Genomic DNA, 18,284 nt, shown 5'->3' on the forward strand with positions numbered 1-18,284 from the left:
GATGGCGTTACAGAGGTTCGAAAAAAAACTTCAGTTTTCTTCCTTCAGCTTGAGCAGCGGCTCCTGAAAGCGCAGCAACCGCCCGGCGTTGCCCAGCACCAGCAGCGTGCTGAGGTTATGCAGCAGGGCCGCAATCATTGCTCCGGCGGCACCGAGCCAGCCGAACGCGGCGAACACCACGATCGCCAGCGTCCAGCCCAGGCCGATGATCACGTTCACCTGCAAGGTGCGCCGACATTGACGACTGAGGCGTACGCAGGTGCCGAGCCGACGCAGGTCGCTGCCGATCAGCACGATGTCGGCGGACGCCAGGGCAATGTCCGCGCCGCCCGCCCCCATCGCGACCCCGACCACCCCGGCCTTGAGCGCCAGGGAATCGTTGATGCCGTCGCCCACCACCATCGGCCGGAAACCGTTGTCGATCTCCTTGAGCACGCGATTGAGCTTGTCTTCAGGCAGCGCCTGGGCTTCGACTTCGTGCAGACCGACATCCCGCGCCAGCGTCTGCGCGACACTCTGGCGGTCGCCGGTCAACAGCAACTGGCGCCCCAGGCCCAATTCGCGCAACTCCCCCAGCGCAAAACGCGCTTCGGGTTTGACGCTGTCGGCCAACAACAACCAGGCGAGAAATTTACCGTTCAGCGCCAGCCCGGCAATCGGGCCATCGTGGTCGGGAACAGCCGAGGTGCTGATCCCGAGTTGGGCAAACAACTCCGGACGCCCGAGCGCCGCTTCGCCGTCAGCGGTCATTGCCACTACGCCGAGGCCCTGGCGTTCATGAATGTCGGTCAAGGCCAGGACATCTTCCGAGCCGACCAGCCCCGCCAAGGCGCGACTGACCGGGTGGCTGCTCGCCGCCCCCAGGCTGGCGGCCAATGCCATCACCGAGGTGTGATCCACCTGCGGGCTGTCGATCGACTGCAAACGCAATGTGCCGTAAGTCAGGGTGCCGGTCTTGTCCACCACCAGCGAGGTGAGGTCCGCCAACTCTTCAAGGAACGCCGAACTGCGGATCAGGATCCCGTGGCGCGCCGCCACCGCGACCCCGGCAATCGCCGTGGCCGGCGCCGACAACACCAATGCGCAAGGACACGCCGCCACCAGAACGGCGAGCATCGCCTGCGCGTCGTTGGTGATGAACCAGGTCACCGCCGCCAGCAGCAACACCAGCACCATGTAGCTGCCGGCATAGCGCTCGAGCAAACGGGTGATCGGCGGTTTCGAGCGCTCAGCGTTTTGCATCAGCGCGATGACTTTGCCGAGGGTCGACTGGTCGCCGGTTCGCGTTACCTCGATGCGCAGCAGGCCGTCGAGGTTGATCGCCCCACCGAACACCGGCATGCCGACACCCGCCTCCACCGGCACCGACTCACCGGTAATCGACGCAGTATCCAGACTGGCCTGGCCGGCCAATACCCGACCGTCTGCCGGTATCCGGTCGCCCGCGCGAACCTCCACCGTATCGCCCGCCTTGAGCGTGCCGTTATCGACCTCGATGATCGTGCCGTCCGCCTGAACCTTGCGCGCATGGCTGCGGGTCAGTTGGCCAAGCGCATGAATCGCTTCCTGGGAACCGATCACGCTGCGCTCTTCCAGCACATGGCCGAAGATCATGATGATCGGCAACAACGCCGCCGTGAGCAGATCGCCAGTAGCCCAGGCACCGAGCATCGCCAGGGCGATCAACTGGTCAGTGATGCCGTGCAGGCTCGGGTAACGCAAGCTGAACCACGCCGAACGCATCACCGGAACCGCGACCAGCAAGGACGCGAAACCGAGCAGTAACTGGCTGACACCGGTCTGCTCCGGCAGCAACCAGCGCCAGATCAGACCCAGACCGAGCAGCCCGAGGGCAAGCATCGCCAGGGTCAGCTGGCGCGCGGCGCGGCGTTGTTCGGCCGAGGACAACAGGCTCGGAGCGGCGGTAGTCGCGGTCATTTACTGGCTCCCTGAATGATCAGGCGGGAATCGTCTTTCGGGTCGACCGTGGTCACGGAACCGGCCTGGCCGAGAATCTTCGGCATCCGCTCGCGATACAGGCGCAACAACATTTGCGGGTCAGTGCCTTGTTTCTGGGCCTTGGCCAGACCCAGAACGGTCGCGGTATCGGCAGACGCTTTCGCCAGTCGCTCACCGGCCTGGGCATGGGCGACTTGCACGGTACGGTCGGCCTGTTCGTTGGCGGACTGGGTGAATTTTTCCGCGTCGGTGCGGGCGTTGGCGACCGCCTTGTCGGCTTGCTGACTGGCGGTCAAAACCGCGTTGAACGCGCTGATGGCCGGCTCCGGCAAACTCGATTGCACATCGACCCGGGCCACTTCGATGCCGATGCCCTGCCCGCTCGCCTTCAATTCGGCCAGTCGCTGATTGATACCCTGAACCAGATCACCACGCAGCCGTTCCCGGCGCTCGGCAGCCTGGTTGTCCGAGCCGATCAATTCCGGGCGCGCTACCAGAATCGTGTCCAGATCCCGCGCGGCGGTCAGGGCCACCGCGCTGCGGGTCACCAGCCGATCCAGTGCTGGCAAAACGTGCTCGCCTTGCAGCACGAAGTCGTACGGATCGGTGACCTTGTAGAACACCCGCACATCCAGTTGCACAACCCCGGCGTCACCGGTGAGCAGATAGCCGGAGCCGGCCAGTGCATCGCTCAACGGCGTGGCGAATGTCGCGACGCGATCAGCCTGCACGGCAGCACCGCTGCGCAGCAGGTTTTCCACTCGCCGCTCGATCACCCGATCCGCCGCCGGCAGTAACACCACCTGTTCGAACGGCTGCGGCCACGCCAGTAACAGGCCGGCATTTTGAATGCGCTCCAACGCTCCAAAGTGCAAAACCACCGCGCGATTCTGCGGATCAATCTGCCGAACGTTGGAAAACGCCCAGGCCAACGCTGCCAGTACTGTCACACCGTAGAGTGCGAAAAACGCCAGGCGTCCAGCCTGAATCCACGGACTGTTCAACGTTTGTGTTCCACGTGGAACTTCTTCGCTCATGGCTGTGTTCCACTTTTACCGTCAAGATTCGGCGGACCGTCCACCAGCACGCGGAACGGTGCGGCGTCGGTGCGCAGAATCAGTTTGGTGTCCGGCGAAACGATGGTGCCGAGGGTGTCCAGCGAGCGCAGCAGGTTATACAGCTGCGGCGAACCCGCGTAAGCGCGACCATAAATCTGCGCCGCTTCGACTCGCGATTGCGCCTCGATTTCCGCCGCTTTCACCGTCGCATCGGCCTGTACGATTCGCGCATCGCGTTCGGCGGCGGAACGGATCTGCGCCGCCTCACGCTTGCCGATGGCGGTACGTTCAGTGGCAATGGTTTCACGCTCGGCGCGCATACGATCGACCGTCGCCGTCAGCGTCACCGAAGGCAGGGTCAAGCGTTCGATACCGACCTGCACCACACGCACGCCATAAGTGGCGAGCAACTGCTGATCGATCTGCTGGCGCAACTGCGCTTCGAAATCGGCGATGTGAACCTGACTGGCATCGGTGTTCACCAGGTTCGCCAGATCAAAACTGGCGGCCGTGGTTTCCAGCGCCGAACCGACAAAGGTTCGAATCTGTCGCGCCGCTTCATCCGGCTGGTTCTGTACCGCGCGCATGAAGCGCTGCACGTTGTCCGGATCGCCCTGCACCTGCCACGCCACATACGCCTGAACGATGATGCGCAAACCGTCGCGGGTGCCGACATCCTGCAAGCCACTGGAAGTCGTGCGCAAGCGCAGGTCCACCGGAATCGCCGCCTCGAACGGCGCCGGCCAGCGCCAGCTCAAACCCGGCGCCAGCAACACCCGGGACGGATTGCCGAAACGGGTGATGACCGTGGCCTCACCGGAGCGCACCTGCACCAGGCTCGCCGCCGCGACGGCAAAGGCCACCAGCAACACGGCCCAGCCCATCCGCCGCCAGGGGAATGGCCCCGCCTCTTCCGGCGCACCGTGGTGGTGATGGTGATGATGCCCGTGATGGTGGTGTCCACCGCCATGAGCATGATCGTGGCCGCTGTGGTCATGGTGATCGTGAGTGTGCGACTGGCTCAATGGGTGGCTCCTGGTTGAGCGGTGGCGCGCGCCGGCGCGGGATCTGCCGGCAGCGTGAACGTACGCAGGTCGATGGTCGGCGCATTGCTGCTGCCGCCCAGGCGATGGTCGAGCACCAGCAATCTGGCCTTGCTCAAACCCTGGCTGAGTTGACTGAGGTATTGCTCCAGCACGAACGCCTGGCCGGCGCTGGCATAGGCTTTTTGTTCGGCGCTGAACTTCAGATCCGCCGCGCGCGCCGTGGCGTTTATTTCATGGGCACTGGCGCTGGCCTGATCCTGAACAAGGCTGGCCTGAAGTTGTGCCTGATTGTTCGCTTCGGCGGCGGCGCCGCGCTCGCGGGAAATCAATGCCTGCGCGCCGATCTGCGCCGCTTGAACGCTGTGATAGGCATTCGCCGCGCCGGCCGGCGGATGAATCGCTTCGACCACGGTGGCGAGAATTTCCACGCCGCTGTCGAGTTTTTGCAGATCGCTTTGCACCGCGCGACCGATTTCTTCGGCCAGCCCTTCCCTGTCCTCGCCGAGCAAACCGTCGAGGGTCCGCGAAGCGAAGTCGTGTACGAGAATGCGGCTGGCGGTGCTGCGAATCAGCGTCGGCACATCGGCGCTGTTGTAAGTGGCGGCGAGCGCCGCTTGATCGCTGAGGCCGATGCGGTAGACGAAGCGCACGTCCATGTTGACGATCTGCAAGCCTTGTTGATCGCCACGACGGCTGGCGATGACCTGGGATTTGTCGTTGACATGACTGGCGTCCCACAAGCGGTTGGCGGTCAGCGGCGCCGGGCCTTCCGCCGGGTCCGGCTGCGGCGGCGCGGGATTTTCTCCAACGCTGGTCGCCAGCTCGTGCACCACACCGTTTTCGACGCTCAGCACCCGCCCCAGCGGCCAGGGCAGACCGGCATGCAGACCCGGACCGAACACCTGCACCGGTTTGCCGAAACGCTCGTAGATACCAAGGCTTTGCAGAGGAATTTCATGGATGCCGGTGAGCAACCAACCCACCGCCGCGACCAGCGCCAGCACCGGCCAGAACGCACGACGCATGTAACTGAAGGCCCAGATCTGGCGCAGATCGATGCCGAAACGGTTGTGTAATTCATGCTGCAACGCAAGCAGCGGCTGGGGTGGCCAGCGCAGCAGATCGGCGACGAAACTGCGGGCCAGCAGCGTCGGCTCGAGCTGTTCGCGGCGCGGGCTGAACAGCGACAGCAAGGCACGCAGCAGTAACTCGACAGCGACCAACCCCGGCAAAAGACCGATCAGCACCGCCAGGCGCACAGGCCAGACCGCATTTTCACTGGCAAACAACAGACACAATGCGCCCAGCACCAGCGTGATGATCGTCACCCGCGTCAGTTGTGCCAATGCGCCGGCTTCGGGCCATTGCGCCGGGTTTTCCTGGGCCAGTTGCCGCTCCAGCACCAACAAACCGAACGCCAGCAGCAGCGCCACGGCCGCACCGACGGTGGCGGACAAACCGGTAGCCGCCGACGGCAAGGTGAGGTTCCACGTCTGCTCGATGCCGAGCAACACCAACAGCGCCCAACCCCCCAGCCACAATGTAGCGGCGCCGATCTGCGCAAGCAGATGCAGGCTGCGCTGGCTCAAGCGATCGAGCAGGCGTTCGTACCAGCCGTCCGGGGCAGGCTGATCGTCCGGCGCGGCAGCGACCGTCAACGGCGGATGGATCACTCGCTCCCGCCAGCGCGTCACCCACCCCGCCGATTGCAGCCCGGCTGCGAGCACCAGCAACGCCGCGCTCTGGTTGACCAGCAGCGCCGGCCACAAGGATTGGGCCGCAAACAGGCCAACGAAGAACGCCAGCACCCAACCGACTGCCGCCAGCCCGCCAAGGCCAATCGCCAACCGGCGCAAGCGCCGCCCCTGCGCCGCCGCTTGCTGAAAGCGCGGCAATCCGGTCACTTGCGTGCCATCAACCTCCAGATCGACTTGCATATCCCCCCGAACTCACACTTGGCTCACTGCACATATCGTTACGATATAACGAAAGCTGTGAAATATTTGTACTCATTTTCCCAACCTGAACGCCATGCAACCTGTCGCTTGCCTGAAGCCTTGACCGAAATCGCTGGAAACGCTCATATTACGTTCATAATTTTTACTCCGAACTACTGTTATCGATCCGCATCCTTCAGTCAGGAGCAAGAGCATGAGCAACTATGACGTGGTGATTCTGGGCGGTGGCCCGGGCGGTTATAACGCGGCGATCCGCGCCGGTCAGCTGGGCCTCAAGGCCGCTTGCGTGGAAGGTCGCGCAACCCTCGGCGGCACCTGTCTGAACGTTGGCTGCATGCCGTCCAAGGCCTTGCTGCATGCCTCGGAGCTGTACGAAGCGGCCACGGGTACGGAGTTCGCCAACCTCGGTATCGAGGTCCAACCGATCCTCAACCTCGCGCAAATGATGAAACAGAAAGACGAAAGCGTGGCGGGACTGACCAAGGGCATCGAATTTCTGTTTCGCAAGAACAAAGTCGACTGGATCAAGGGCTGGGGCCACATCGATGGCCCGGGCAAGGTCTGTGTGACTGGCGATCAGGGCAGCCGGATCGAGCTGACGGCCAAGGACATTGTCATCGCCACCAGCTCCGAGCCCACACCCCTGCCCGGCGTGGACATCGACAACCAACGCATCCTCGATTCCACCGGCGCCCTGTCGCTGAACGAGGTGCCCCGGCATCTGGTGGTGATCGGCGCCGGGGTCATCGGCCTCGAACTCGGTTCGGTCTGGCGGCGCCTGGGCGCGCAGGTCACGGTGGTCGAATACCTCGACCGCATCTGCCCAGGTGTCGATGGCGAGGCCGGCAAAACCCTGCAACGCTCTCTGAGCAAACAAGGCATCGCCTTCAAATTGAGTTCGAAAGTCACCAGCGCCACCTCGACCGCCAGCGGCGTGCAACTGAGCGTCGAACCTGCCGCCGGTGGCGCCGCCGAGCTGCTGGAAGCCGATTACGTGCTGGTGGCGATCGGTCGCCGGCCTTACACAAAGGGCCTGGGGCTGGAGAATGTCGGCCTGAGCACCGACAAACGCGGCATGCTCGCCAACAAACAGCATCGCACCGAAGCGCCCGGCGTGTGGGTCATCGGCGATGTCACGTCCGGGCCGATGCTCGCGCACAAGGCGGAAGACGAAGCCATGGCCTGCATCGAGCAGATCGTCGGCAAGGCCGGGGAAGTCAATTACGAGCTGATCCCCAACGTGATCTACACCCGACCGGAACTGGCCAGCGTCGGCAAGACCGAAGAGCAGCTCAAGGCCGAAGGCCGGGCCTACAAGGTCGGCAAATTCCCGTTCACCGCCAACAGCCGGGCGAAGATCAACCACGAGACCGAGGGTTTTGCCAAAGTCATCGCCGACGAACGCACCGATGAAGTCCTCGGCGTGCATCTGGTCGGGCCGAGCGTCAGCGAAATGATCGGTGAATTCTGCGTGGCCATGGAGTTCAGCGCCTCGGCCGAGGACATCGCCCTCACCTGCCACCCGCACCCGACGCGCTCCGAGGCATTGCGCCAGGCAGCAATGAATGTGGAGGGGATGGCGACGCAGATGTAAGGCTTTGGCGCATCCGTGACTGGCCGATCGCGTTCGCGGGCAAGCCCGATCCCGCATTTCTGGGAGTGGACTTGCCCGCGAGGGGATACAACCCGGTCTACTGCGGAAGATGCCCCAACGGCAACGCCCCCGGCGTCTTCACCGTATGGATCGCGAAGTTGCTGCGGATATCGCTCACCCCCGGCAACTTCAGCAGGCAGCCAGTGAGAAAACGGTCATAGGCGCGCAGGTCCGGCACCACCACTTGCAGCAGGAAATCCGACTCGCCGGACACCAGAAACGCCGAAATCACCTCGGACAACGCCGTCACCGCCCGGTGAAACGCCTCGGCCTGCTCGTCGTTATGGCGTTCGACCTTCACCCCGACAAACACCGTCAGCCCCAACCCCACCTCGTCGCGATCGAGGTTCGCCTGATAACCGCGAATCACCCCCGCCTCTTCGAGCATCCGCACCCGGCGCAGACAAGGCGAAGCGGACAGACCGATCTCGTCCGCCAGTTGCACATTGCTCAGGCGCCCGTCCCGTTGCAGCGCGGCGAGAATCTTGCGATCGAAGGCGTCGAGTTTCATGGTTGGCAGATCCTGATAGTTTCACGGCAAAAAGAAAGCAGGTTATGCCAATCCTGAATGACTTTGAAGCGAACTACGCAAGCACCTGCCCTGCCCCTCGGCCATAGACTGACGTCACCGAATCGACAACGAAAGGGGTGGCAACGTGGCAAGTCTCTGGCTGTTTTTCCTGGCATTGGCGGTGGTCTATCTGTTGCCCGGCCCCGACATGATCCTGTTGTTACAGACCGGCGCCCGCCAGGGTCGCGGCGCAGCGCTCGCCACGGCAGTGGGTTTGGCAGTCGCACGGGGTTGTCATGTGGCTTTGGCGGCGTTGGGGCTGGCGGCTCTGTTCAAGGCGGCACCGTGGACATTCGACGTGGTGCGCCTGGCCGGGGCGGCTTATCTGTTGTGGATCGGCATTCAATGTCTGCGCAGCACCTTGTTGCCGGATCTGCGCGCCAACAGCGTGCCCGACGCCCGTGCACAGTGGCGCGAGGCGATCCGCCGGGGCCTGCTGACCAACCTGCTCAACCCCAAGGCGTTGTTGTTCTGCTCGGTGCTGCTGCCGCAGTTCATCGTCGCCGATGGCGCGCCGGTGCTGAGCCAGTTCGCCGTGCTGGGCGTGATCCTGGTGGGCGTCGGCCTGCTGTTCGACAGTGCCTATGCCCTGACGGGCGCCGCGCTGGGCCGCTGGCTGCAACACAGTCCAACGGCCCAGCGAGTCCAGCAATGGTTGTTCGGCAGCCTGTTGATCGGCTTTGCGGTGCGCCTGACGTTTATCCAGCAGGCTTAGCTTTTGCGGGCCTTGCGCTGGCGCCGGATCATCAGCAACGCGGCGGCGACGAACACCACAAGCGCCCCGATCTGCACCGGCCATTTGTACGGCCGCAATGCCGAACGCACGGAATCGGTCACCTGCGTGACGTAGCGCTTGTCGGCATTCTCGAAGTCCGGGTACGGGCACTGGTGACCGAAGTCCACGGCCCACGGCACGTACGGGCCTTCATTCACATAGCGCTGATACAGCGCACTCTGCTCCTCCAGGCTGCTGTTCCAGCCCGCCGCCGAGCACAACACGGCGGCAAACGCCTGGCTGGTGTGCGGCAGATTGTCGGCGGCACGACCGGCCAGCGCCGTGGCGACGAACCGGTAGTGATAGCGCTGATCCGGCTGCGCCTCACTGGCTTTCTGGCGCTGCACCTCAGCCTCGGCCACCAGCGGCCCGACCTTCAGCTCAGTGTTTTCCAGGCTGTAGTTGCCGCCGAACGTGGCGTAATCCGGGGCCATCTCGTAACCGAGGATGTCCATGCCCCACTCCCGCGCCGTCCACGCCGCGTTGTACAACGCACTGGCGCGCCGGGTCGGCCACCAGGCGGCGTCGGCCTTCATTCGTTGTTCGCCGTAAAGTCGGGCCTTGTGCTTCAAATCGTCGCTGTCGAAATAGCCGACCGCCTGTTCATAGTGCCCTTCACGCAACAATCGACGCCCAAGCAGATTGCGCAGGCTCGCCGCCACCGGCAGCGGCACGTAGTTGTCGCGATCCTGCTGGCTCAGCGCAGCCGGCGCCGGCACGTTGGTATCGACGTATTGCTTGAGCTCCTCGACCGTCAGCACCCGCTCGGCCACCGTCGCCGCGTCGTACCAATAAATGCGTTGGCTGCGATACAACTGATCGAAAGCCTGCACGTACTCGCCACGTTGCAGCGCCAGAATCGCGCTCTCACCCTCGACCCGGCACTTGGGCTGCAACGTCTCGTAATTCCAGTCCGGCGTACGCCGCTCACCCCAGGACTCGCCCTGCGGGAAGGCCTGCGCCGCTTTGGCATAGGCCGCAGCGGCAGCGTTCTTATCACCATCGCGCACCGCCAGTTTGGCCCGCAGCCACCAGGCCAGGCCGCTGTCGCCAGCGTGTTCGAGGAATGCCTTGGCGCTGGCGTAGTCGCCCTGTTGGTAATTCATCGCGGCCAGACGATCCGCGTTGTCGAGGCTGCCGCGGGTGCTGTCCTGCAACAGCTTGATCAGTTTTTTCTCGTTCGGCGGCTCGTCGCCAAAGGACCAGCCAAGTCGACTGATAAGGGATGCCGTGACCAATTGCTGCACCGCTTTGCCGCGCAGCAACTTCACCAACTGATCTTCAGGCTGCTCGGCGAGGTCGTTCATCAGCAACTTCAGCGAGGTGTAGCCGACATTCGAACCGTGCAGATTTTGCGTCGCGTAGAGTTCGATGGCGCTGTTCCAGTCGCCCGCCTTGCGCAGCACTCGCGCCTCTTCACCAAGGCTGGCAACGCCTAGCTCCAGTGGATCACTGAAACCGTCGATGCTCAGTTGCCGCGCCTGGCGAAACGCATCGCGGGCGTCTTCCAGTCGGGTGAGTGCATCGCCCGCCTCTTCGGTCATGGCAAACAATGCACGGCCCAGCGAGTACGCGGCCCAGGTGCTGCGCAGCGGACGCTGGTCCGCCGGCAGCGCCAGCACCTGGCGGAAATAGTCGGCGGCCAGTTGATGATCGCCAGCACCGAACGCCACGGCGCCCGCCACATACAGGCGCAGCTCCGGCGCCAGGCTCGCGCCCTGCACTTCGACCTGACGGGCATCGGTCAGGCTGCGCAATTGCTTGACCTGCGCCTGCTGTTCCGCGCTCAGACCCACCTGCTCGGCCTTGTCCCGCGCTGCGTTGGGCTCACTCGAATCGGCGGAATAATCATCCGGGTTGTAGGTGACCGCCGTGACATTCTTCAGCCCGGCAATGGTTTTGCCGAGGCGATTGATCTCGAAGTTGAAGTTGCCCTCAGGCATCTCCGCCAACGATTGCCCGCGATCGTCGAGCAGGCGCATCGGGAAGTCCGGGCCGCAGGCCAACGCCGAACCCAGCGGCAGGCTGAGGCTCAGGCAGAGCAGGTGGCGGGGCCAGTTACGGGTCAACATGCGAACCTCCTTGATCAATATTTGCGCAACGCGCCCAACCGATGGCGCGCTGCCCGCCCGCCGGCAATCGACCGTCGCGCAGGCGGGTGAAGGTAAGCAGATCCGGACTTTGTTGCAACGAATAACCGGCGAGCGCGTCGGCACCGTCACAGCTTCGCGCCTTGAGCGTCACGCGCGCCGGCCAGGGTTGATCGAGGTTGCCGGGATTTTCCAGGCGAATGTCGTGCAAACCCTCGTGCTCGCTGAACGCTACGGTCAACGGGCCGCTCAGCGCATCGCCGCGCGCCACCGCGCGTAATGTGGTCAGACTCCAGGCCCGGCGGTCGTTGGCCAGCGGCAAGCGGAACCAGATCAGCCCGGCCAGGTGCGCCGGGCGATCGTCGCGCAGCTCTTGGGCGAGGCGGCTCAGTTGCTGCGGATCGGCCAACAGTTCCCGTCGCTGCCCGCCGCGCTCCAGCGTAACTTCACTTTCCACCAGCGGCGCCCCGCCCGCGTCGGGCAACAGCGCCACGCCGTAAGCCGGCAGCGCCAGGTAGAACGGTTTTTCGCTGATCCGGCCCCAGGCCCTGGCCCAGCGTTGCGCCTGCTGCGGATCGAACAACCCACGACGCGGATCACTGACCGCATGCACCTGCAACACGCTGCTGTCGACCGTCGCCAGCAACGCCGGCAGTTGCGGGCTGTCGAGCCATGCCGGGAGCGCGGTGATGCTCAGCGGCAACGTCGCCGGCAAGGCCGAGCGCAAATGTGTGAGGAATGCGGCGTAATCCGGCAGACGCGCGTTGCCGGCATCGTGGTCGATCTCGACCCCGGCCAGCGTCAGGCCCTGTCCTTGCCAGTCGGCGATCAGTTGAAGGATCTGCCCGCTGACCTGATCCTGATCCAGCGTCTTGAGCTGGCCGTCGAGGCGTATCACCGCAATCAGCGGCCGGCCGTCGCTCTTGAGCAATGGCGGATCGATCCGCGCCCGACTCCAGCCGGCCTGCGGAAACGCTTGCAGCGCCAGCACCCGCAGGGTCGAGAAATCGGCGCGGCTGTCCCTGAGCGCCGGCTCATGGGCCGGCGTCCACTGGCGTTGCCAGACGTAGAGTTGTTGATCCAGACGAGTGACTTCCCGCTGCTCGCAGGCGGACAGCCACAGCAAAGAAGCCAGCAACACCGGCAGACCCACGATAAACCGCATACCTTTCGCGCATCCCTGACAACACAAGGCCGCAAGGGTACACAAAACCCGTGGGAGTGACCTCGCCCACGAAGGCTTGCGGCGGGGCTACGGTTTGCGCGCGATGATCACCTGACTTTTCGCCACGACGCCGTCCAGGGCCTCTTTGATCTGCGCGCCGCGGGGCGAGTCGAGCACGGCTTGCCAGGTGCTGGCCCAGTGATGGAGCAGCGGATGGTCGGGATTGCTGAAATCGACCTTGGCTTCCCAGAACAGCAGCATCCACATCGACCAGTAAAAGCCGTACTGGCTATGGCTGATGATCTCCAGGCCGGCCTCGCTGACCATCGCCTTGAACTGCTCTTCACTGATGATGCGAATGTGGTTCGGCTTCTCGAAATAGTCCGGGGACGCGATGCCCTTTTGCAGGTCTTCGGAACTCGGGTGCGGCACGCTCAGCAGGTACAGCGCCCCCGACTGGCCGACACGCACCAGTTCAGAGAGGAACTGCGCCGGGTCCTCGACGTGCTCGATGACTTCCGTGGACACCACGCGAGTCGCGGTGCCGTCGGCGATCGGCAGTGGATTGCAGTCGGTGACATGGCACTCGACGCTGCGCGCCGGAGTATCGGCCAGGCGCTGGCGGGTGGCTTCGACCTTGGCTTCGTCGATGTCGGCGATGATGATCCGCGCCCCGCGATTGCCGCAGAACTGCACGTTGCCGCCATCGCCGCAGCCGACATCGATCAGGATGTCATCCGCCGTCACCGGGAAGCCTGTGAACAGCTCGCCGGTCTCCTTGTTGAACCAGCCGCTGAGCGTCGCGTCGTACAGGCCGAGCATGTACGGATCGACCTTGTCGGCGACCGGCACGGCAGGTTGCTCGGGGACTGGCGCAGGCGTCGCCGCCGTGAGTTTCTTCAAAAGGCTCAGCATGAGGTGGCTCCAGAGGATGGGACGGCGGTACGCGACGTTCCGAGGCGTTTGACCAGGGCAGCGCCACGGTTGCGCATCGGCATTTCGATCAGGCGGTAATTGAGTTCGCTGAGCAGCACGATCAACCCGCCCGCGATCAGCAGGGTGACGACCGGACGACCGGCCGGACTGGGCAGACCGGCAGTCTGCAAACGGAAGATCAGTTCACGCACCAGTTGATAGGCCGGGATATGAATCAGGTAGATGCCGTAGGAGCGGCTGCCGATCCATGCCATCAACCGTTGCACAACGCCGGCCGGCAACAGGTAATCGCGGTTGTAAGAGGCGATCCAAACCAGCATCGCGCTGAGCACGGCGATGGAACCGATGCGATAACTGGCGAAGGTGAAGCAGTCAGTCGCCATGAAACTCAACAGCAGGCCGATGCCGATCAGCGCGGACAACCCGGCCCACGGGCGACGCAGAAAGGTCGGCTCCCAGCGCTTGTACGAAGGCTGGGCGCTCCACATCGCCAGCAGGATGCCAAGGGCCAGCGCGTCGGTGCGAACCACCATCAAAAGCGGCGTGCGCAGGGTGAACAGCTGCACCGCAACGAGCGCCAGCAGCGCCCACACCAGATGCTTGCGGCACACCAGAATCAGCAACGGGAACAGCAGGTAGAACTGCTCTTCCAGCGACAGGCTCCAGTACACGAAACTGCTGCCGTACTCGTAATGGAAGAAGCTGTCGGCAAAGCGGAAATTGGCGTACTGCAACACACCCGCCAGGGTCGCCTGGATATTCGCCGACAACGTGCCGAACGCCCCGGAGCGGTTGAGAAACACACACGCCAGCAGCATCAGCGCCAGCCACAACCACGCCGACGGCAACAGCCGGAACACCCGCCGCAGCCAGAAATTGCGTGTCTGCTCCCAGTATTCCCGGCGCGTGCTGCAGCCGTGCAAGGCCGGGATCAGGCTGCGGGCGATCACAAATCCCGAGATCGCGAAAAACAGATCGACGCCCCACCACGGCTGCGCCCAGGCATGGATGTTTTCCAGCAGCGGCACCGGATCGGTGAACAGACTGCCCTGCAAGTGATGAAACAGAACCCCGAGTACCGCGATTGCGCGCAGCACCTCGATGTCCATGATCCGTTTGCCGCTCATGAGGCGTTCCCTGCATCGAGGGGCTTGCGGGCAATGATCACCTGGCTCTTGGGCATGAAGCGGTCGAGCACCTGCTTGATCGCCAGACCGTCAGGCTGCGCGAGCAGGTCTTGCCAGGTGCGCGCCCAACTCTCCATCAGCGGCGGATACGGCGGCTGGATCCGGTCGCGCACCGCGCCTTCCAGATCACGTCCGGCGGCACGTTCGCTGGCCCAGAAAAAGATCATGCCCATCACCCAGAAAAAGCCCGTGGCCTGACGATGCTCGATCACCAGACCGGCCTCCTCGACCAGCGCGGCAAAACGCTCCGGGGTAAAAATCTGCACATGATTGGGCGACTGGTAGTAGCTGGCCGGCGCGATGCCCTGCTGCAAATGCTCGCCCACCGGGGCCGGGACGCTCAGCAGGTATTGCGCGCCGGGACGACCCATGCGCACCAGCTCGGCCATGAACGGCTCAGGCTCGTCGATGTGTTCGAGGACCTCCATGCACACCACTTTGCTGGCGCAGCCATCGGCCAGCGGCAACGGCAGGCTGTTGCTGACCAGGCCCAGATTCGCCCGTCTCGATTGCGCCTCGACCTGGCGGGCGAGGTCACGCACCTTGTCGTGTTCGCTGTCGGTAAAGATCACCGAGGCACCCTGGCGCACTGCGAACAGGGTCGCCACGCCTTCGCCGCAGCCGACATCGAGGACGGTATCGTCGGCACCGATGGCAAAGCCCTTGAGCATTTCGCCGGTATCACCGCAAAACCAGCCATCGAGGACGGCATCGCACAGGCCGACATCCCGAGGCGAAACCCTCGGCACGTCCGGCGCCGGAGTGGCAACCGCCGGCGCTGGCGCGGCGGGCAGAAAACGTCGGATCAATGCGCGGATCATGGGCCGGGGGCTTCCTCGGCCAACATCGCGCGGTGCTCGAACAGTTGCGCGAGAAAGCTCTGCAAGCGCTGCTCGGCCACGGCCTGACTGCAAAACCCTTGCAGGCTCAGGACCGCTTGCGCCGACATCTGCGCGTAACGCTGCGGCTGACGGGTCGCCACCTCGTAACTGGCGCGATAGGACTCGCACAACGACGCCCAGTTGGTCATGTAACGCAAGGTGCGGAACGCCTTGCGCGGATCGTGGGGCCAGGCGGTGAGTTCATCGGTGGACTCGATCACGAACGCATTCCCGGCGTCGAGGTAATCGATCATCGCCGTGGTGCGCGGCGCCACCGCTGGTTTGCCACAGGACATGAACTCCATCAGCGGCAGGCACTGGCCTTCGCCGTAGGACGTGTTCACCACATAACGGGTGGCCTGCACCAGACGTTCGTAGTCCGCGTCCGCAAGGTAGCCGTAAATCAGCACGATCCGGCAGCGATAGGGTTGGTTTTTGTACAGATGATGAAGAATGTCGCCGAGCGCTTCTTCGGCATCGTGATGGGTCAGCTTGAGCACCAGGGTCGCGTCTTCGACCTCGCGGAAACTCACGCAGAACGCGCTGAGCATATCCTCCCAGTTCTTGCGCCCGTCACCGGGATTGAACACCGAGGTGTAGACCACGCCGTCCAGCAGCAAGGTCTGCTCGCTGACCGGAGCGGTGAAATCGATGCCCTGTCCACGGCGCAGATGCTTCGGGCCGAAGGCGTCGAGATTGAGCTGGCGACTGTCGGCCACCAGCCCCTTGATCTTCAGCATCAGCGGTTCCGTCGGCGCGGGTTGGCCCTGCAACTGCGCGCCGCGCGCGGCAAAGCGATCCCACACCGGCGCCGGCACCGCGACGATCGGGTAATCGGCGCCCATGGCTTCGCGCACGGCGTTGACCGTGTAGCTGGAATGGGTGATCGCCGCTCCGCAGGCCCGCAACACCGTGCGCCAGTCATTGCGCGGCTCGCCGTCGAACGGCTCGTCGGGAATGGTGCTGAACTCCCAGGCGAACACCGGCAGCGTCGGGCAGGCCAAGTGGATCGGCGTGCGATGGGGCGGCGAAAACGACAGGAACACGCAGGGTTCGCCACGGGCCAGACAATCCAGGTACAGCGCATCGACCTCACGCGCCGGGTCGGTGACTTCGATCACTCGCCCGAGACGTTCGAGCACCGGCCGGTATTCCTTGAGCACGAAGTAATAGCTGTACTCCGAGCGGCCCAGGTTCTGCGCGATGGTGTGCTGGTTGGTTTCCGAATGAATGATGATCAGCATGAGGCGTTATCCGTCACAGGCGTGGCATCGGTGGCCCGAGGTGTCAGCGCGAAGAAATCCGCCATGCGCTGCTGCACCGGGGCGAACGCGCAGTAGGCGTGCATGCGCTCGACGGCGGCGGCGGACATGCGCCGGTAGTCCTGCGGCTGCGTCCTGGCCATCCGGTAACTGTTTTCGTAGGCGCTCTTGAGCGAGCCCCAGTCCGGTCGGTAGCGCAGGGTCCGATAGATGATGCGGGTGTCCTGGGGCCAGATCGTCAGCTCTTCGCTGGCCTTGACGACGAAAGCCACCGAGTCGTCGATGTAGTCTTCCATGGCCGTGTGATCCGGAGCGATCACCGGTTTGCCGCTGGACATGAACTCCATCAGCGGCAGGCACAGGCCTTCGCAGCGCGAGGCATTGACGTAAAAACTCGCGGCCTCGTAGAGCCGGGCATATTGCGCGTCGTCCAGGTAACCGTGCATCACCAGCACCCGGCAGGCGAACGGCGACAACTGCGCGAGCAGGGTCATCAGCTCGCTGTAATAGGACGCCAGATCGCTTTGGGTGATCTTCAACACCAGAGTCGCGTCCGGCGTTTCGCGAAACGCCCAGCAGAACGCGGTGATCAATTGATGCCAGTTCTTGCGGCCGTCTTTCGGGTTGAACACAGTGACGTAAACCACGCCATCGACGCTGGTTTCAACCACACCGGAGGTGTCCGGCAGTTCCAGCGGTGGCGGCTCGGCCACGGGCACCGCATGCGGCGCGGCGATGGTCGGCAGGCGGCGTTCGAGCCAGGCGTGGGCCTTGTCCGAGAACAGATCGCGCAGCCCTTCCCAGTACCAGTGGTGCAGGAACATGACCCGTGGCTCGCCGTCCTGGCCGGCCGCGTTCCGGCGCCACAAATGCAGGTAATGACGAGCGATGACCAAGCGTCGCTTGAGGGTCAGTGGCGGCGGCCGCAGCGCTTCGATTTCCGCCAGTTGCTCGGCGGTCAGCGGCTTGGGCAGCAGGTCATCGGCACAAAGATTCAGCGTGCGGCTGTCGAAAATGCAGCCCTTGATCGCCAGGGTCGCGCCGGGATTGATCGGCGCACTGTCATGCTGCTCGCGAATGGCCGCGAAGTTTTCCCACAGCGGCGTCGGCAGCACCAGCACCGGAAAGTCTTCACCCATGGCCCGGCGAATCGCTCGCGCGGTATGGCTCGACAGCGTAATCACCCGCCCTTGGCGAGCGAGCATCTGCGTCCAGTCCTGGCGTGGGTCGTCGTCCCAGGTTTCGTCGGGGATCGAATCGAACTCCCAGGCGACCACGCAGAGGGTCGGGCACTCAAGACCGGTCGGGGTATTCTGCGGCGGGGTGAACGACAGGAACACACTGGCTTCACCGCCAGCGAGCAGTTGCCGATAGAGCGGATCGACCTCGTCGACAGAGGTCACCACATGCACCCGCCCGAGGCTTTCGAGCACCGGGCGATAGGCCTTGAGCACGAAGTAGTAACTGTATTCGGGACGCCCGAGACTCTGGCTGATGGAGCTGTCGTTGACGTCCGAGTAGAGAATGAAATTCATGGCATTCCACGGCGAGACCGCCATCCCGGCAATCTCACGTCATGACGGCGGGCGTCGGATCGGATCGGCAGCGCCGCTTCTCGTCCTGCGTCCTCACGCACGTCTTCGTTCTTGTTTTAGTGGTCGGTTTCACCCTGTCGCGCGGTCATCCGGACAAGCCTGAGAGGATCGCGACGAGGGGCATTCTAAACACATCCATCGCGGATT

14 protein-coding genes are annotated in these 18,284 nt (G+C 63.9%); 2 read left to right on the forward strand and 12 right to left on the reverse strand.

What is annotated here, in order from left to right:
* Positions 1 to 30 precede the first annotated feature (30 nt).
* Genes N8H74_RS02825 through N8H74_RS02840 form a run of 4 tightly spaced genes read right to left on the reverse strand, consistent with a single transcriptional unit; the run spans position 31 to position 6,000 of the window.
* On the reverse strand, positions 31 to 1,938 hold the full coding sequence (locus N8H74_RS02825; RefSeq protein ID WP_262146110.1) for a heavy metal translocating P-type ATPase: 1,908 nt from the start codon (positions 1,936 to 1,938) through the stop codon (positions 31 to 33).
* A complete protein-coding gene (locus tag N8H74_RS02830) occupies positions 1,935 to 2,996 on the reverse strand; it encodes a protease modulator HflK (protein ID WP_262146111.1) in 1,062 nt (353 codons plus the stop codon). Before N8H74_RS02830 ends, N8H74_RS02825 begins: the two co-directional genes overlap by 4 nt.
* Positions 2,993 to 4,042: a protease modulator HflC gene (locus tag N8H74_RS02835; RefSeq protein ID WP_262146112.1), complete on the reverse strand. Its 1,050-nt coding sequence runs from the start codon at positions 4,040 to 4,042 to the stop codon at positions 2,993 to 2,995. Before N8H74_RS02835 ends, N8H74_RS02830 begins: the two co-directional genes overlap by 4 nt.
* A complete protein-coding gene (locus tag N8H74_RS02840) occupies positions 4,039 to 6,000 on the reverse strand; it encodes a protease modulator HflK (protein WP_262146113.1) in 1,962 nt (653 codons plus the stop codon). Before N8H74_RS02840 ends, N8H74_RS02835 begins: the two co-directional genes overlap by 4 nt.
* 214 nt (positions 6,001 to 6,214) lie before the next feature.
* Between N8H74_RS02840 and lpdA the strand changes: the two genes are divergently transcribed.
* The gene (lpdA, locus tag N8H74_RS02845) at positions 6,215 to 7,615 is read left to right on the forward strand and encodes a dihydrolipoyl dehydrogenase (protein ID WP_262146114.1); all 1,401 of its coding nucleotides are present in this window, start codon (positions 6,215 to 6,217) and stop codon (positions 7,613 to 7,615) included.
* A 97-nt stretch (positions 7,616 to 7,712) separates the two neighbouring features.
* Here lpdA and N8H74_RS02850 read toward each other — a convergent pair whose 3' ends face one another.
* On the reverse strand, positions 7,713 to 8,186 hold the full coding sequence (locus N8H74_RS02850) for an Lrp/AsnC family transcriptional regulator (RefSeq protein ID WP_262146115.1): 474 nt from the start codon (positions 8,184 to 8,186) through the stop codon (positions 7,713 to 7,715).
* Between the two features lie 145 nt (positions 8,187 to 8,331).
* Between N8H74_RS02850 and N8H74_RS02855 the strand changes: the two genes are divergently transcribed.
* A complete protein-coding gene (locus tag N8H74_RS02855; protein WP_262146116.1) occupies positions 8,332 to 8,961 on the forward strand; it encodes a LysE family translocator in 630 nt (209 codons plus the stop codon).
* Here the strand turns inward: N8H74_RS02855 and N8H74_RS02860 are convergent.
* The 7 genes from N8H74_RS02860 to N8H74_RS02890 all read right to left on the reverse strand — a co-directional run bounded on the left by N8H74_RS02860 (position 8,958) and on the right by N8H74_RS02890 (position 18,077).
* Positions 8,958 to 11,093, reverse strand: coding sequence for a hypothetical protein (locus N8H74_RS02860; protein WP_262146117.1), 2,136 nt, complete (start codon positions 11,091 to 11,093; stop codon positions 8,958 to 8,960). The genes N8H74_RS02855 and N8H74_RS02860 overlap by 4 nt on opposite strands.
* Positions 11,080 to 12,276: a DUF3142 domain-containing protein gene (locus N8H74_RS02865; protein WP_262146118.1), complete on the reverse strand. Its 1,197-nt coding sequence runs from the start codon at positions 12,274 to 12,276 to the stop codon at positions 11,080 to 11,082. Before N8H74_RS02865 ends, N8H74_RS02860 begins: the two co-directional genes overlap by 14 nt.
* Before the next feature lie 87 nt (positions 12,277 to 12,363).
* Complete coding sequence (locus N8H74_RS02870) at positions 12,364 to 13,191, reverse strand: class I SAM-dependent methyltransferase (protein ID WP_262146119.1); 828 nt, start codon at positions 13,189 to 13,191, stop codon at positions 12,364 to 12,366.
* A complete protein-coding gene (locus N8H74_RS02875; RefSeq protein WP_262146121.1) occupies positions 13,185 to 14,339 on the reverse strand; it encodes an acyltransferase in 1,155 nt (384 codons plus the stop codon). The genes N8H74_RS02870 and N8H74_RS02875 overlap by 7 nt, the downstream gene beginning before the upstream one ends.
* Positions 14,336 to 15,220: a class I SAM-dependent methyltransferase gene (locus tag N8H74_RS02880; RefSeq protein ID WP_262146122.1), complete on the reverse strand. Its 885-nt coding sequence runs from the start codon at positions 15,218 to 15,220 to the stop codon at positions 14,336 to 14,338. Before N8H74_RS02880 ends, N8H74_RS02875 begins: the two co-directional genes overlap by 4 nt.
* Positions 15,217 to 16,524 carry a glycosyltransferase gene (locus tag N8H74_RS02885; RefSeq protein WP_262146123.1) on the reverse strand — a complete coding sequence of 436 codons (1,308 nt, stop codon included), beginning with the start codon at positions 16,522 to 16,524 and terminating at the stop codon, positions 15,217 to 15,219. Before N8H74_RS02885 ends, N8H74_RS02880 begins: the two co-directional genes overlap by 4 nt.
* The gene (locus N8H74_RS02890) at positions 16,518 to 18,077 is read right to left on the reverse strand and encodes a glycosyltransferase family 4 protein (protein ID WP_262146124.1); all 1,560 of its coding nucleotides are present in this window, start codon (positions 18,075 to 18,077) and stop codon (positions 16,518 to 16,520) included. Before N8H74_RS02890 ends, N8H74_RS02885 begins: the two co-directional genes overlap by 7 nt.
* Between the last annotated feature and the right edge of the window lie 207 nt (positions 18,078 to 18,284).

It is taken from the genome of Pseudomonas sp. B2M1-30 (assembly GCF_025447575.1).
In the GTDB taxonomy this organism is placed as follows: domain Bacteria; phylum Pseudomonadota; class Gammaproteobacteria; order Pseudomonadales; family Pseudomonadaceae; genus Aquipseudomonas; species Aquipseudomonas botevensis.